General features: G+C 31.6%; 16 protein-coding genes, 5 tRNA genes and 2 pseudogenes. 10 read left to right on the forward strand and 13 right to left on the reverse strand.

Annotated elements, in window-relative coordinates:
• Positions 1-22: 22 nt before the first annotated feature.
• Positions 23-205: a YjfB family protein gene (locus FBE87_RS08380; RefSeq protein WP_002787583.1), complete on the reverse strand. Its 183-nt coding sequence runs from the start codon at positions 203-205 to the stop codon at positions 23-25.
• Between the two features lie 322 nt (positions 206-527).
• Between FBE87_RS08380 and FBE87_RS09285 the strand changes: the two are divergent.
• From FBE87_RS09285 to traF, 9 genes and pseudogenes are all read left to right on the forward strand, one after another.
• A pseudogene (locus tag FBE87_RS09285) lies at positions 528-730 on the forward strand (hypothetical protein).
• A gap of 351 nt (positions 731-1081) precedes the next feature.
• Positions 1082-3172: an FTR1 family protein gene (locus FBE87_RS08390; RefSeq protein WP_100626252.1), complete on the forward strand. Its 2091-nt coding sequence runs from the start codon at positions 1082-1084 to the stop codon at positions 3170-3172.
• A complete protein-coding gene (locus FBE87_RS08395) occupies positions 3169-3708 on the forward strand; it encodes an iron transporter (protein WP_002778842.1) in 540 nt (179 codons plus the stop codon). Before FBE87_RS08390 ends, FBE87_RS08395 begins: the two co-directional genes overlap by 4 nt.
• 82 nt (positions 3709-3790) lie before the next feature.
• A complete protein-coding gene (locus FBE87_RS08400; RefSeq protein WP_052790099.1) occupies positions 3791-5194 on the forward strand; it encodes a Fe-S-containing protein in 1404 nt (467 codons plus the stop codon).
• Complete coding sequence (locus FBE87_RS08405; protein ID WP_079463152.1) at positions 5181-6473, forward strand: ABC transporter permease; 1293 nt, start codon at positions 5181-5183, stop codon at positions 6471-6473. The genes FBE87_RS08400 and FBE87_RS08405 overlap by 14 nt, the downstream gene beginning before the upstream one ends.
• Positions 6463-7581 (forward strand): FtsX-like permease family protein, encoded by a 1119-nt coding sequence (locus FBE87_RS08410; protein WP_002851556.1) that lies wholly within the window; start codon positions 6463-6465, stop codon positions 7579-7581. Before FBE87_RS08405 ends, FBE87_RS08410 begins: the two co-directional genes overlap by 11 nt.
• Positions 7578-8231, forward strand: coding sequence for an ABC transporter ATP-binding protein (locus FBE87_RS08415; protein ID WP_002860103.1), 654 nt, complete (start codon positions 7578-7580; stop codon positions 8229-8231). The genes FBE87_RS08410 and FBE87_RS08415 overlap by 4 nt, the downstream gene beginning before the upstream one ends.
• Entirely contained in the window at positions 8228-8716 is a 489-nt protein-coding gene (locus FBE87_RS08420) for a TlpA disulfide reductase family protein (protein ID WP_100616543.1), read from the forward strand. Before FBE87_RS08415 ends, FBE87_RS08420 begins: the two co-directional genes overlap by 4 nt.
• Entirely contained in the window at positions 8677-9180 is a 504-nt protein-coding gene (gene traF / locus FBE87_RS08425) for a conjugal transfer protein TraF (RefSeq protein WP_002851157.1), read from the forward strand. Before FBE87_RS08420 ends, traF begins: the two co-directional genes overlap by 40 nt.
• 9 nt (positions 9181-9189) lie before the next feature.
• On the opposite strand, the gene FBE87_RS08430 is transcribed toward traF, so the two are convergent.
• The 12 genes and pseudogenes from FBE87_RS08430 to recA all read right to left on the reverse strand — a co-directional run bounded on the left by FBE87_RS08430 (position 9190) and on the right by recA (position 15041).
• Positions 9190-9627, reverse strand: coding sequence for a DUF411 domain-containing protein (locus FBE87_RS08430; protein ID WP_002851451.1), 438 nt, complete (start codon positions 9625-9627; stop codon positions 9190-9192).
• Between the two features lie 298 nt (positions 9628-9925).
• Positions 9926-10341 (reverse strand): annotated as a pseudogene (locus FBE87_RS08435) (hypothetical protein).
• 174 nt (positions 10342-10515) lie between these two features.
• Positions 10516-10600, reverse strand: a tRNA-Leu gene (locus FBE87_RS08440).
• Positions 10601-10604: 4 nt separating this feature from the next.
• Positions 10605-10681 (reverse strand) — tRNA-Arg (locus FBE87_RS08445).
• A 14-nt stretch (positions 10682-10695) separates the two neighbouring features.
• Positions 10696-10772: transfer RNA gene (locus tag FBE87_RS08450), tRNA-Arg, on the reverse strand.
• Between the two features lie 3 nt (positions 10773-10775).
• Positions 10776-10852: transfer RNA gene (locus FBE87_RS08455), tRNA-His, on the reverse strand.
• 24 nt (positions 10853-10876) lie between these two features.
• Positions 10877-10954, reverse strand: a tRNA-Pro gene (locus FBE87_RS08460).
• Positions 10955-10996: 42 nt separating this feature from the next.
• Positions 10997-11845, reverse strand: a complete 849-nt coding sequence (locus FBE87_RS08465) for a DNA ligase (protein WP_100621795.1) — start codon at positions 11843-11845, stop codon at positions 10997-10999.
• Entirely contained in the window at positions 11845-12507 is a 663-nt protein-coding gene (cgpA, locus tag FBE87_RS08470; RefSeq protein WP_002851387.1) for a glycoprotein CgpA, read from the reverse strand. Before cgpA ends, FBE87_RS08465 begins: the two co-directional genes overlap by 1 nt.
• Entirely contained in the window at positions 12497-12700 is a 204-nt protein-coding gene (locus tag FBE87_RS08475) for a hypothetical protein (protein WP_002839177.1), read from the reverse strand. Before FBE87_RS08475 ends, cgpA begins: the two co-directional genes overlap by 11 nt.
• Positions 12701-12765: 65 nt before the next feature.
• Positions 12766-14010 carry a phosphopyruvate hydratase gene (gene eno / locus FBE87_RS08480; RefSeq protein WP_002856489.1) on the reverse strand — a complete coding sequence of 415 codons (1245 nt, stop codon included), beginning with the start codon at positions 14008-14010 and terminating at the stop codon, positions 12766-12768.
• Entirely contained in the window at positions 14010-15041 is a 1032-nt protein-coding gene (gene recA / locus FBE87_RS08485; RefSeq protein ID WP_002851424.1) for a recombinase RecA, read from the reverse strand. Before recA ends, eno begins: the two co-directional genes overlap by 1 nt.
• 105 nt (positions 15042-15146) lie before the next feature.
• On the opposite strand from recA, the gene FBE87_RS08490 reads away from it, so the two are divergent.
• Positions 15147-16007, forward strand: coding sequence for a menaquinone biosynthesis family protein (locus tag FBE87_RS08490; RefSeq protein ID WP_002858996.1), 861 nt, complete (start codon positions 15147-15149; stop codon positions 16005-16007).
• Positions 16008-16009: the final 2 nt, after the last annotated feature.

The raw sequence follows: 16009 nt of genomic DNA on the forward strand, positions 1-16009 counted from the left end.
CTTAAGCTTGTTCTTAAGATATTTAAGCGTAAATATCCAAACCACTAGAGCTAGACGCTTGTGGAGCGGAGGCTTGAGAGACACCTTCCATACCTTCGATGAGTTCATTCATCAATGCCTCGTTTGTGTCCATAGATTTTTTCAAAACTGAAGTATTAACAGCAGTCATTAAATTAACATTACCCATAGAAACATCTGAAACCATACATCCTCCTTTTAGATTGAGTCTTAAGACTTTATTTAAATCGGATGATATTTTTAAAACTTAATATTTTTTACTAAACTTTTTAAAATTTTTCAAGGGAACCAATATCTGAAATTAAAAATCATAAATTTTTTAAGATAAAATCCTATTTTAAAAATTTTTACACTATGAAACAATAAGCAAAATATAAATGATTGATGCTTTTAAAAGCGAATTAAATGGATAAAAATTTATTTCAATAAATTTAAGTTTTATCTTATTTTATACAATTTTTAATATAATCTAAAATTATAATTTTAAATGAGAAATCAGGAGCTTGCTAATGTTACTTAACACGCCTTGCAGGGGGATAATAGATACAAATTTTGAAAGCAAAAGAATTAGCATAACTTCAACTTTAAAATTTCAAGAAAAAAAGAAAAAGTAGAAGCTAAGGCTGAGAAAGAAGAAGCAAATAAAGACAATAGCAATTCTACAAACACAAATACCAATAAAAAAGATAAACTTTTGGATATATCTGCTTAGTCTAAAATATACTATAGCTATATCTCCTTAAAGAATACGCAATAAATGATTTTTTGATTTTTATTAAGCTTTTAAAACATCGAAAAAAGGAAAAATTAAAAAACATAAAAACAATATCCCAAAGTCCATAGCTTAGAAGAAGACCTTGCGATACTTAAAAACAACCCATATTAAATCACAAAAATAAAATATATTTAAATATTTATTAAAATACATTTTATAATTTAATAAAAAAATATTATCAACATAAAAGCTTATTTTTTAGTTCTATTTAAGATTTTTAGTATTATACTAGCCATTATTTATTTTGATAATAAATATTATTTTTATCAAAAATCAAGGGTAATGATAATGAAAATTTTTAAAATTATATTTTTAATTATAGGTATTTTTTTATCAAGCTCAGCTTTTGCTAGGGTAGATGATTATATTAATGAAGCAAATCTTATCAAAGATATGCTAAAACAAAGCATAGAAACTTATAAAAAGGGCGATAATCTAGGCGCCAAAAAGCTTAGCGAAGATGCGTATTTTCAACATTTTGAAAATATGGAAGGCTCAATAGGAAGAAACATAGGAAGAAAAGCTATCACTATGGAACGTAAATTTGTAAATTTGCGTCGCATGTATAAAGATGAAGCTCCTTTAACACAAATTAATGCTTTAATTGATAGTCTTTATTATGATCTTGATGAAGTAGCTCCGATTTTACAAAATGGATATCGTTTAAAAGCAGAAGCAAGCGATATAAACTATGATAAGGCTAAAGCTGAAAAATCAAGCCTAGAAGCCAATGCCAAACGCGAAGCTGATGCAGAAGCTTTAATCGCACAAATGATGGGTGTAGATAAAAAAGATTTAGCACAAAGCTCTTTAACCACCCAAGCTCCTATACCTGTAAATAATGATACAAGCAAACTTACAGATGATAATGCAAGCGCTGATTTACAAGCTGCCGCTGCAATGGACGTAAGATTGCAATTTATACTAGATAATATCTCTACCAAATTTTCACAGGCAGCTAATGCTTTTAAAGAAAAAAACTACCAAACTAGTAAAGATTTTTTAAATGATGCCTTATTTAGTGATTATCGCAATACCAAAGTAGAAATTTTAGTAAATAAATTTACCAAAGCAGGAAACGATCAAAAAATTCAACAAGCCATACGCACCCTTATACGCCAAATCAACGATGCAAAAATAGATGAAAAAGGCTTAAGAGATGGCTTAGATAACATAGAAGAACAAATTTTTGATGTTTTCTTACAAATTCCAAATTCAGAACTTTCAAGTTTGCAAATTTCAGGCTTTAATGATGAAACAAAAGGCAAAGATTATGCCAAAGTTTCTAATGATATCAAACTTGCTTTAGATGGAATTTTAAAAAATTATGATGGCTTTAGTGCTTCTATAGTAGATGATTTACAAGGAATTTATCTAGATATTTTTGAAGCAAGCGGTATGGAAAATAAAATCGGTGCTGTAGATAGTGGCTTAAAACTTAAAATAGAAAGTTTATTTTCCAAAGGCATGGCACTGATTAAAGCAAGTGCAGATAAAAAAGAGCTTGAAGCTACTTTTAATGACTTAGAACAACTCATAGCCAGCAGCGTGGATAAAATTCAAGATTCTACTCCTTATTCGCTGTTTATATGGGCTTTAGGTATTATTTTGCGTGAAGGCTTGGAAGCTTTGATTATCATTGTAGCCATTGTTTCTTATCTTGTGCAAAGTGGCAACAAAAATCGTCTAAATATCGCCTATAGTGCTCTTTTTACAGGAGTGATTTTAAGTTTTATTACCGCTTTTGGAGTTTCTTGGCTATTTAAAGAAAATGCAGGTCAAAGTAGAGAGCTTATAGAAGGTATTACCATGCTTATAGCCGTATTACTACTCTTTTATGTGGGCTTTTGGCTACTTTCAAACGCACAAAATAAAAAATGGACAAGCTTTATCAAACAAGGTGCTATAGATGCTATATCAAATAATAGCGCAAAAACCCTTTGGATTACCGTATTTTTAGCTGTTTATAGAGAAGGTGCAGAAACTGTGCTTTTTTATCAAGCCTTGCTTTTTGATGCTAAAACAAGCACTGATTTTGGTGCTGTTTTTGGCGGACTTGGACTTGGAATTTTAATACTTATTGTTTTATATTTTCTTTTAAAAGCAGGAGCCATTCGCATACCTGTAAAACAATTTTTCTATATCACTTCTTACATTATTTTTTACATGGTTTTTGTTTTTACAGGCAAAGGCATAGCCGAACTCATAGAAGGAAAAGTCATCATTCCTAGTCTTATACCTATGAATTTTGAACCGATTTTATGGCTTGGAATTTATCCTTACTATGAAACTTTAATCCCTCAATTTATAGTTTTAATTATGCTAATTATTGGCATTTTAATAACAAAACAAATTTCAAAAAAAGGAGTAAAATCATGATAAAAAAAGTTTTATCAGTAGTTGCTGCAGCTGCGGTTATTAGTACAAATTTATTTGCAGGCGAAGTGCCGATCGGCGATCCAAAAGAACTTAATGGCATGGAAATAGCCGCTGTTTATTTACAACCTATTGAAATGGAGCCAAGAGGTATTGATTTAGCTGCATCTTTAGCAGATATTCACCTAGAAGCTGACATTCACGCACTTAAAAACAATCCAAATGGTTTTCCAGAAGGTTTTTGGATGCCTTATTTAACTATAGCTTATGAACTTAAAAATACCGACACAGGTGCAATTAAACGTGGAACTTTGATGCCTATGGTGGCTGATGATGGTCCTCACTATGGTGCAAATATTGCTATGGAAAAAGATAAAAAAGGTGGCTTTGGCGTAGGAAATTATGAACTTACTTTTTATATCTCAAATCCAGAAAAACAAGGTTTTGGACGCCATGTTGATGAAGAAACAGGTGTGGGTAAGTGGTTTGAACCTTTTAAAGTAGATTATAAATTCAAATACACAGGCACGCCAAAATAATTTTACGCTCGGATTTTCCGAGTGTTTGAATATTTTTATTTTTATTTGAAAAATTAAAATAACAATGTTTAAAGAGTAAATTATGAGTATATATTTTGTGCATTTTCTTATCAGTGTTTTACCGCTAAGTATTTTAATGGCCTTTATCACTCCTAATAAAAAATATATTTTTAAAAGTTTTTTAGTAGTTTTTTTGGGCTTTTTATTTGGATATTTTGCTTTTTTTATCGCAGCACAATTTTTAAAAACCGAAAATTTAATCTTTAATTTTGATTTTGTTTTTATAGGTTTATTGCTAGTAAGCTTTATATTTTATTTTTGGAAAAAAATTGAAATTTTAAATTTTATTTTATTGGGAATTTTAAGTTTTTGCACCGCTTTGCATTATTATTTTTTAAGTCAAGATTTCCCTATTTTTACTAGCTCTTTAATCGATAGCGAAGGTATAAGTTCTTTAGGTTTTATTGCTTTAGCCTTGCTTGTTTGTATTTTGATTTTCTTCTTTTTAAAATGGCAAAAAAATTTTAATCAAAAAACAAGCTTTATGCTGTTTTTACTGCTTATCCTTATAGAAAGCGATAAAGCTCTAGCCAATATCTTGCTTACTTTAATGCGAAATTCCATCATAGAAACTCATGCTTTTTTGGTGAGTTTTGTAGGAAAAAGTAATTATTTTGGTGTTTTTGGAATTTATGTTTATTTAATTTTCATCACTTTTTTAGCATTCTTAAGCTTAAAAATTCGCAAAAAAAATATAAGCAAAAAACAAATTTTAGATATAAATTATCGCAAAAACGAAGCTAAAACAAGTCTTATTAATCGCTATTTTTCCAGTGTTTTTATCTCCTGTGTTGTAAGTTTTTGCATTGTTTTATACTTTTTTATGGTAAGCTCTAAGCCTTTAACCATAGATGAGCCTAAAGAAATTTTACCCGATAAGAATGGCAAATTTATCTTTGATATAGCTCTTTTAAGGGACAACAAACTCCACCGCTTTGCTTATATCAGTGCTGAAGGCAAAGTGATAAGGTTTTTTCTTATCAACAAAAGAGAAGATAAGGATTCTCCTGTAGCTGTTTTTGATGCTTGTATGATTTGTGGAGATATGGGCTATATCAAAAAAGATGGACAACTCATTTGCATTTCTTGCAATGTGCGTATTTTCTTGCCAAGTGTAGGTAAAAGCGGGGGTTGCAATCCTATCCCACTCAAATACGAATACGATGGTAAAAAAATCACCATAGATGTTAAAGATGTAATAGCAGGATCTAATTATTTTAGTCAAATCAAAGAAATTGAAGTGCAAGATCCTGTATCAAAAACAAAGGTTATAAACACCCAAGCTCCTTTTTCTTATAGCTATAAAGGGGTTACTTATTATTTTTCAAATCAAAACAACTATGAAGAATTTAAAAAAGATCCTACAAAATATGTAGAAGAAAACGAAGCCCAATTTTTAATCCAAAGGAGAAATGATGTTGGCTAAAATGATTTTTAACTCTATATTTAAAAACAAAATTCAAAAATTTTTAGCCTTTCTTACTTGTTTTTTAGCCACGCTTTTGCTCTCTACTATGCTAAATATTACCCTAAGTATAGGTGATGAAGTAACTAAACAACTCAAAAGCTATGGCTCTAATATCCTTGTTTTACCCAAAGGCTCAAGCCTTAGTATAGAAATAGGTAATGAACTTTATGAACCCTTACAAAACAAAAACTACCTAGAAGAAAAAAATTTATATATGATTAAAGACATTTATTGGCGTAACAACATCACCGCACTTGCTCCTTTTTTAGAAGGTAAAATCACAATTGAAAACTCCCAGCAAAAAACACTTATTTATGGCACTTATTTTCAAAAAGCCATAAAAATTAAAGATGATGATGATTTTATCACAGGTATAAAAAGTCTTTATCCTTATTTAGCAGTGCAAGGAGAATGGGCAAAAGATGATAGCAATGAAATCATGCTAGGCGAAGACTTTGCTAAAAACAATAAACTAAAATTAGGAGATACTATCAAACTCATAGGAGAAAACAATCAAAGCAAAGAAACAAAAATCGTAGGCATTTTACTTCATGCCAATCCTAAAATGTCAAATAAAATCATCGCTCCTTTAAATTTAGCTCAAGATTTACTCAACAAACAAGGGCTTTACTCAAGTACAGAAGTAAGAGCTTTTACCATACCTGAATCAGCCCTTTCTGAAAAAGTACGTCGCATGGGCGAAGAAAAATTAGATCAGTTAGAATATGACAAATGGTATTGCTCAGCTTATGTAGGCTCAATCGCTAGTCAAATTAGCGATGGCTTGCCAGGTGCTGATGCAAAAGCTCTAAATGCTATAAGCGATGCTCAAAGCTTGGTGGTTAAAAAGATCCAATCCTTAATGGGCATTACTTGCATTATTTGTCTTATTGTTGCAAGTATTGCGATTTCAAGTCTAATGAGTTCTGAAATTCATCGTAGAAAAAAGGAAATAGGACTTTTAAAAGTACTTGGTGCTAATACTTTTCAAATTTATCTCATCTTTGCTAGTGAAAATTTAATCGTAGCTTTATTTGCTGCTTTACTTGGATTTATTTTTGGCACAGCACTTTCTCAAATCATCAGTCTTAGTATTTTTGGATATTTTATTGATATAGCCTTTGTAGCTTTACCTTTAAGCTTTATTTTTGCAGGACTTATTGCCTTACTTGGTTGCTTGCTTCCTATCAAAAATATCACACAACTTTCAGCTGCAGGAGTGCTTTATGGTAGATAAGTTTTTCCTCAATGAGCTTTTTAAAAGCATTAGCTTTTCTTATCAAAGACTTTTTATTATAGTTTTAAGTGTTTTTATAGGAGCACTTACTTGCTCAGCTTTTTTAAATATTTATTTTGATATCGACATCAAACTTTCTAAAGAATTAAAAGCTTATGGAGCAAATGTAATGATAAGTCCCAAGCAGGATGAAAATTTTATCTCCAATACTGAGTATGAAAAAATAAAAGAAAATTTAAAGGCTAGAGCTTTAACTCCTTTTTTGTATGATTTTTTAAATTTAGGCAGTACAAGCGGGGTGGTTTTAGGCACTGATTTTAGGGCTTTAAAAATCACTAAACCTTTTTTAGAAGTTAAAGAAGGAAGCTTTTCTCTAAATGATTTTGATGAAAATTCAGCCTTTTTAGGAGTTAATTTAGCCAAGCAACTAGGCCTAAAAGCAGGCAATGAACTTCAAATTTATAATCCAAACAACGGAAAAAGTATAAAACTTACCATAAAAGGCATACTTTCAAGCAATGATGAATTTGATAGCATTGTTTTAGCCCCTTTAAGCGTGGTGCAAAATTTAAGCGATAGAGCCGGTATTAACTATGCTAATGCTGTAGTTTATGGAAATTTTGATGAAGTTAAAGCCAAAACACAAGCAATCAGCAATGAATTCATCGATGCAAAACCTATATCTTCAGTATCCTTAAGTGAAGGTTTAGTGCTTGGAAAAATCAAAGCTTTAATGTTTTTAATCATACTTGTGGTATTGATCATAGTTACTACTAGCGTTAATACAACTTTAAGTTCTATTATATTTTCTCGCAAAAAAGAAATCGCACTGCGTTTAGCCTTGGGTGCGAAAAAAAGTGAAATTTTTAAACTTTTTGCTAGTGAATGCTTTATAGTAAGTTTTTTTGCTAGTTTAATCGGAGCTTTTTGTGGGATATTTTTAGCCAATGTCTTTGGTTATTTAATTTTTAATTCTAGTATTGATTTTAGATTTATAGCTGTTTTTATAGCCTTAATCATTTCTTTGATTTTTGCCTTTTTGGCTGCATTTTTTCCTATAAAAAGAGCATTAAAAATCAATGTGTGTGAAAATTTGAAAGGTGAATGATGAAAAAAGAACTTATTAAAATAAACAATTTAAATAAAGAATTTGGCAAAGTTAAAGCCTTAAACAATATCAACTTAAGCGTCTATGAAGGAGAATGGCTTGCCATCATGGGTCCATCAGGAAGTGGAAAATCAACACTTTTAAACATACTATCGCTCATGGATACTCCAAGCTCTGGAGAGTATATCTTGGATAATGAAAACCTAGAGCAAATGGATGAAGAGCAAAAAATCACCTTGCGTCGTGAAAAAATAGGGCTTGTCTTTCAACAATTTCATCTTATCCCCTATCTTAACGCCTTAGAAAATGTTATGCTCTCTCAGTATTATCACTCAAGTGTAGATGAAGAAGATGCCAAAATGGTTCTTGAAAAAGTAGGACTTTCGCATAGACTCACTCATTTACCTAGCCAATTAAGTGGCGGAGAACAACAAAGAGTTTGTATAGCAAGAGCTTTAATCAACAACCCAGAGCTTTTACTCGCAGATGAACCCACAGGAAATTTAGATGAAGCCAATGAACAAATCGTTCTTCAAACCTTGCAAAAATTAAAAAATGAAGGTAAAACCATAGTTTTAATCACACACAATCCTGATTTAGCCAAATTCGCAGATCGAACCCTTATCTTACAACATGGGGTGTTAAAATGAAAAAAAGCCTTTTAATCTTAAGCATTTTGTTTTTACTCAATGCTTGTTCTTTTGAAAATTCAAAAGATACTGGAAAAGTTGGAGAAAAAAGAGCTGAAATTTCAGCTAAAGATACTTTAGGAAAAGCTGTAAAACTTGCTGATGATAATACAAGTTTAAAAGTCTTAGTCTTTTTTCAAAATGGCTGCCCTTCTTGCTTAAAAGAACTCCCTTCTTTAGATGAATTCATACAAAATCACCCCAATAAAATCAGTGTTTATGCTATAAATTCCATCGATAATGCCAATGTGGTTAAGGTTTTAGCCGAACAATTTGACTTTAAAAATGTAAAAGTTTTAAAAGACGATCTTAAAATCACCAATGATCGTTACGCTGTGTTTGCAACCCCTACTACCATCATCATTAAAGATGGGATGATAAAAGATAGAATTTTAGGAGAAAAACCATGGGAATTTTTCGAATCCAAGCTTATTTCTTTGCTTTAATCATAGCTTTATTTTTTGTAGCTTGTGATAGTGGAGAAAATTTTAAAGCTTTAAATAGCGATAAAACCTATAATTTTGCCTACAATGGTTTTGAAAAAAGCCTAAAACTAAATGATAAAGCACAAAATTTTGCCTTAGTATTTTTCACAAAAGATTGCGGAGTTTGCAAAGAACAAATTCCTATTTTACAGAATTTGGCTAAAAATTATGATTTTAATATCTTTGTGGTTTTAGGCGATGCAAACGATGCAAACGATGCAAAAGCTTGGGCTGATGAAAAAGGTTTATCTAATTTAGCAATGTTTTATGAAAAAAGAGCAGCTAAATACCTTTCAAGTGCCATTGGGGAAATATATGGAGTACCTGTGCTTAGTTTTTTCAAAGAAGGAAAAATGGATGAAAAATTCATAGGCTTAACTCCTTATAGCATACTTGAAAAAGAAATCAAAAAAGTAAAAAGCTAAAAATTTACTTTAAAGCTTTTTATCCCCTATAAAATATCCATAAAGCTCATAGCTTCCATCTTTTTTCATCAAAATTACAGGATATTTTTCACTATAACCTTGTTCCATTCCTGGACTTCCTTGCGGCATGCCAGGAGCTGAAATTCCTATAACATCTTTAGGTTTGTTTTCAAGCAACCATGCTATAGCACTTTCAGGAACATGCCCTTCAATAGCATAGCCTTCAATCACACCTGTATGGCAACTTTGATACTCATCTTTTATACCCATTTTTTCTTTGATTTTAAGAAAATCATTGGTTTTATGAACACTAACCTCATAACCCTTAGCTTTCATATAATCAGCCCAAAGATCACAACAGCCACAAGTAGGACTTTCATAAATTTGTATTTCCTTAGCCTGCGTAAGAGTGAGTAAAAAAAGAATGGTTAAAATTGTTTTTTTCATAATTGCTATCCTAAGTAAAAAATATATAATAATACTTTTATAAAGTTAATATCATCACATTTTTAACACTAAAAATGAATTTACAAAAATTTAATCAAGAAAAGACTTTTAATGAGTGTTGATTTTGTCTTTGCAGCAAAGATATAAAAGATAAAACGATTTAAAAAACTAGAAATTTTTAACTTAAAAAGCTTAAAATTTAGATATATTTTATACTTACTATGTTTTTTCATAGTATGTTCTAATGGTGGATTTCCGCCAAGAGTGAAAACTCAAGGCGGATTTTTATTTGCAATATTTACTTAATAGAATAATTATGATCAGCTGTGCCTCCACATAAATACCCCTTCTTATCAAAACTTGCAATTTCGCAAGAAAGAGTAGATAATCTAGCTCTTTTACCATCACTAGTTAATATAAGAACTTGTTTATAATAAACATAATTGCTTTTATCTGAATATTCTTTTTGTATTATAGCTTGAGTTGAATTATAAGTTCTTGGATCAACTTTTGCAACAATATCTGCTTCATAAAAAGTTGCCTTTTTAAAAGTGGCTCAGTTAAAGTTGATTTTATACTCTCTTGGAAATATTTGTTTTGCATTTCGCTTGCTGAAACTGGAACTAAATCTTTTTTATTGATAACTATCAAATCTGGAAATGCTGACACATTTAAAGCAACTAAAACTGCTAAAACTAAACCTAATTTTTTCATTTTATCTCCTTGAATTGAATTTTGTATATTTGAATTATTTTTCAAATCTTTTGCAAGATAATTTTTAAATTTATCTAAATTAAATTTGCATTTTATCTAACAATCATAAGAAATTTTAAAATGAAACAAAAATTTATGAGAAATCAACTCTTATTTGAAAATGATAAAAGTAAGTGGTGCGGATGAAAGGACTTGAACCTTCACGCATTGCTGCACCAGATCCTAAGTCTGGCGTGTCTGCCAATTTCACCACATCCGCAAAGTGGTACGCCCAAGAGGATTCGAACCTCTGACCTACGGCTTAGAAGGCCGTTGCTCTATCCAGCTGAGCTATGAACGCATATAAAATCTTGGTGGTGCGCCCGATAGGAATCGAACCCATAACCTACAGATCCGAAGTCTGTTGCTCTATCCAGTTGAGCTACGAGCGCTAGTGGGGTGAGTGATGGGAATTGAACCCACGACCCTCAGGACCACAATCTGATGCTCTAACCGACTGAGCTACACTCACCATTTTGTATAAATTTATAAAAAATGGTCGGGGTGAAAGGATTCGAACCTTCGGCCCCTTGGTCCCAAACCAAGTGCGCTAACCAGACTGCGCTACACCCCGAATAAATAAAAGGAAATATTTTATCACAAAATAATTTTAAAGTCAAGGATTTTCATCTCTTATTCTTAAAAAAACCGGAAAGCGAGGTAAGGAATTTTTGGTCAATCCATTAAATTTATAAGTCACAATGCTACCAATTTTTGGAGGATTTTTTCTATCTTCATCTTTTAAACCACTGCCTATTTTAATGATTTGTCCATTAGGCATTTTACAAAGTAAGGCACCTACTTGATTTTCAAATTTACCCTTGCCCTTGCGAAATCCTACTAACTCACACTCTGCATCATCATAGGGTTTTAATTTCATAGCATTTTTACTTCTGCCTTTTTCATAAGGACTTAAATTTTTGCGTATGACAATACCTTCACCTTGATTTTTTATAATGCTTTCGTAAAATTGATTTAAATTATTTTGATTTTCAACTGGAATTTGAGGAATAATTTTTATATAGGCACTAGGATATTTTTGCAAATACTCTTCTAAAACAGTCAAACGATTTTTAAGAGTACAAGTAGAAATTTGAAATTCTTCGCAAGCATTTGGCACATCAAAAATATTATAAGTTACTTCCTTCCATAAGGTCAAATTACTATCGCCACTACGAATTAAAGCTGAAATTTCATCAAATTTATTTCTTGCTATCCAAAGCTCACCATCAATAGCAAAAGGAGGGAAATTTTTTGTAAAAAAGTCAGGAGTTTTTATTTTGTAATTTTGGCGAGTTTTTAGATATTTCCCATCCCAAATTCCACGCACTCCATCAAGTTTTTCGCTCATCAAATAAGCATTAAAATCTTTAGAGTTAAAATCTTGCTTATCGAATTTGCTAAGAAGTAAAATTTCATTAGCAAAAACTAAACAAGCACAACATATTAAAAAAACAAACCTCATCAAAGCAGATTAATCATATATCCAGTTGCATCTTTTTGAATATTATAATTATAAGTTCCATCAAGATATATTACAAGTCGATAATATCCTTTATGAGATCCAAAGTCTATGCGTTTAAAAATAGAATTGCTAAGGCGTATGTTTTTTGTAGGGCTAATCATTTTAGATCTAAAATCTATAACGATTTTACTTGGATTTCCTACTGAAAAATCTGTAATCATTTCATCACTAGTGTTAAGTTTTATTTTATTTTTATAAACCGCATAAGAAATAAAATCATAAATCTTTGCAACCTGTAAAGGTATTTCAACATTGGCTGTTGAGTTTGATTCTTGTTTAGAGCTATTTTTTTCAGGTATAGTAACTGAAACATCAAGTACTTTTGAAGGATCAGGGCTTTTAAATCTTGATATAGTATAAGTATCGTGCCAATCAATACTTTTATTGACATCTAAATCGATCTTATCTTCACTTCCGTCTAAATTGATATAATTAAAAGTGATGCTTTTTAAAATTCTTGCACTAGAATTAAATTTAACTTCCTCTTTTTGAAATTCAGGTGGAGCAACCAAGGTTATATTTTGATCTGTCTTGAAAGGATTTTCATCAGCATATAAAAGAGAGGTAAAAATAAAAAATATTGCCAAAATTCTAGTTTTCATTTGGGTATAATCCTTTTAATTCAAAATAATCTTTTTGTGCTTTAGCATTTTGTTCTTTGAGCAAAATAATCTTTTTATTAAGCTCTTCTTTGGTATTTTCTAAGCTTAATAAAGTATCTAAAGAATACTGCCCAAAAAACATATTGCCAAAATAAATCGCTCCAATTACAACAAGAAAAGCCCAAAAAATCATTTTTATAACATGGGTATAAAAACTTTTTTTTCTTGTGCTTTCGTCGTATTCTTTAAGTAAATCGCTCAGAGCTTTTCTCCTAAGTATTCATCGCTTTCAAGTTCAATTTCAAGCAAGCGATTGTATTTTGCGGTTCTTTCACCTCTTGCTAGAGCTCCTGTTTTGATTTGTCCTGTATTTAAAGCCACAGCAAAATCCGCTATAAAAGCATCTTCACTTTCGCCGCTTCTATGACTCATCACACATTTATAGTTATTTCTTTGCGCTAAACGCACAGTTCTCATAGTTTGGGTAATAGTTCCGATTTGATTTGGTTTAATAAGCACAGCATTTGCCATTTTTTTGATGATGCCTTCTCTTAAAATATCTTCATTAGTTACAAACAAATCATCGCCTACAAGCTGAATTTTATTGCCCAATTTTTCAGTAAGCTTAATCCAACCTTCAAAGTCATTTTCAGCTAAGCCATCTTCGATACTGCAAATTGGATATTTTGCACAAAGTTCTACATAGCGTTCGATCAAATCCTCGCTTGAAAAAGCCTTGCCTTCCATGTGATATTTGCCATCTTTGAAAAATTCTGTACTTGCCACATCAAGAGCGATTTTTACACGATTTTCATAACCTGCTTTTTTGATACAAGTCATTAAAAGATCGATAGGTTCTGTGTTGTTAGCTAAATTTGGAGCAAAACCGCCTTCATCACCTAAAGCCGTAGAATGTCCAGAATTTGCGAGTTCTTTTTTTAATATCGCATAAATTTCACAAACTGAACGCAAAGCTTCTTTAAAGCTAGTAAAACCAAAAGGCATGATCATAAATTCTTGAAAATCTACATTGTTGTTTGCATGAGCACCGCCATTTATGATATTACACATTGGCACGGGTAAAATGCTCGCATTTGCACCACCTAAGTAGCGATATAAAGGCATTCCCAAAGCAGCTGCAGCCGCACGAGCTGTTGCCATAGATACGCCTAAAGTCGCATTTGCACCTAAATTTGAGTAATTATTTGTTCCATCGAGCTCACGCAAAGTATCATCAAGTTGAGTTTGATTAAAAGCATCTAGTCCTAAAATTTCATCTGCAATGGTCTCATTGACATTTGCAACAGCTTTTAAAACGCCTTTTCCGCCAAATCTTTCATCATTATCACGCAATTCTAAGGCTTCTTTTGAACCTGTACTTGCACCACTTGGAACTATGGCCGCACCTACACTTCCATCGCTTAGCGTAACTTCGGCTTTTACGGTTGGATTTCCTCTACTATCAAGAACTTCATAGGCTCTAACATCTTCAATTACTAACATTATTCTTCTCCTTCGTCATCTTCGCTACCGCTGATCATACCTTCTATTCCCATAGAATTTTGAATTGCTTTTGTGATTTCATCTGCAATTTCAGGGTTTTCTTTTAAGAAAGCTTTTGAATTTTCTCTACCTTGTCCAAGTTTTTTATCTTTATAAGAAAACCACGCACCACTTTTATCTACGATATCAAGTTTTACACCATAATCGATCAATTCACCTTCACGGCTTAAACCCTCTCCAAACATCACATCAAATTCAGCTTGTCTGAATGGAGGAGCAACTTTATTTTTAACTACTTTTACTTTAACGCGGTTTCCTATAGGTTCTTCGTTTTGTTTTAAGGTTGCTACTTTTCTAACATCTAAACGCACAGAAGCATAGAATTTTAATGCATTTCCACCTGTTGTGGTTTCAGGAGTACCATAACCCATAGCACCGATTTTCATACGAATTTGGTTGATAAAAATTACTGTGGTATTCATTTTATGAACTATACCTGTAAGTTTTCTTAGAGCTTGAGACATAAGTCTTGCTTGAAGTCCTACATGTTGATCGCCCATATCGCCTTCAATTTCTGCTTTTGGAGTAAGTGCTGCAACGCTATCTACTACGATAAGATCTACTGCGCCACTTCTTGCTATAGTTTCTACAATTTCTAAGGCTTGTTCTCCAAAATCAGGCTGAGAAACATACAAATCATCTGTATTTACACCCAAATTTTTAGCATATTTTACATCAAGCGCATGTTCTGCATCGATAAAAGCACAAACTCCACCTGCTTTTTGGCATTCTGCGATAATATGTAAAGTTAGAGTGGTTTTACCTGAACTTTCAGGTCCATAAATTTCTATAATTCTTCCTTTTGGAACACCGCCTATACCTAAAGCAAGATCAAGCCCAACTGAACCTGTGCCTATGCTATCGATTTGCTCGACTTCTTTATCCCCTAGTCTTAAAATAGTGCCTTTTCCAAAGGTTTTATCTAAACTTTTTAGGGCAGCGTCTAGAGATTTTCTTTTATTATCATCCATAACTTTCCTTAAAAATTCTAAATTTTTAGTTAGAATTCTAACAAAATAAAATTAAATAATGATTTATTTTGCTAGAATTAAAGCAAAGATTTAAAGGAAGCATAGATGAAAAAAATTACTATTGCACATTCTCCTGATGCTGATGATATTTTTATGTATATGGCAATTAAATTTGGGTGGATAGGGAATGATTTTGCTTATGAAAATACAGCTTTAGATATACAAACTTTAAATGAATTTGCCTTGAAAAATGAATTTGATGCTACGGCTATTTCTTTTGGGCTTTATCCTTTAATCGCTTCTGAGTATGCACTTTTACGCACAGCAGTGAGTTTTGGTGAAGGTTATGGGCCAAAACTCATCAAGAAAAAAGACACGCATTTAAAAAGAAATTTTAAAGTCGCTTTGAGTGGAGCAAATACCACCAATGCTTTGATTTTTCGCATGAAATATCCTGAAGCAAGAATTATTTATAAGAATTTTTTAGACATTGAAAATGCGGTTTTAAGTGGCGAAGTAGATGCGGGGGTTTTGATCCATGAAAGCATTTTAGATTTTGATCAAAGTCTTTACGTGGAAGCAGAACTTTGGGATATATGGCTTGAATTTGCTAAAGAAAATTTGCCTTTGCCTTTAGGTGGAATGGCTTTGCGTCGTTCTTTACCTTTAAGCGACGCGATTAAGATCGAAAGAGATTTAACCAATGCTGTAAAAATTGCCGATGCAAATCGTAAAATTTTAGCCCCTATGCTTATGGAAAGAAAACTTATCCGTGTTGATGAAGAAAAACTTGATACTTATCTTAATTTATATGCCAATAAAAACTCTATTAGCATGAATCAAACTCAACTTTTAGCTGTAGATACGCTTTTTAAACTAGGATATGATTATAAATTTTATGATAAAATCATACATGTAAATGATTTTCTTATCCCTAGCGAATACGAAGAAGCTAGAAATTCTTAAAA

The organism is Campylobacter sp. CFSAN093246 (assembly GCF_012889415.1).
Lineage (GTDB): Bacteria > Campylobacterota > Campylobacteria > Campylobacterales > Campylobacteraceae > Campylobacter_D > Campylobacter_D jejuni.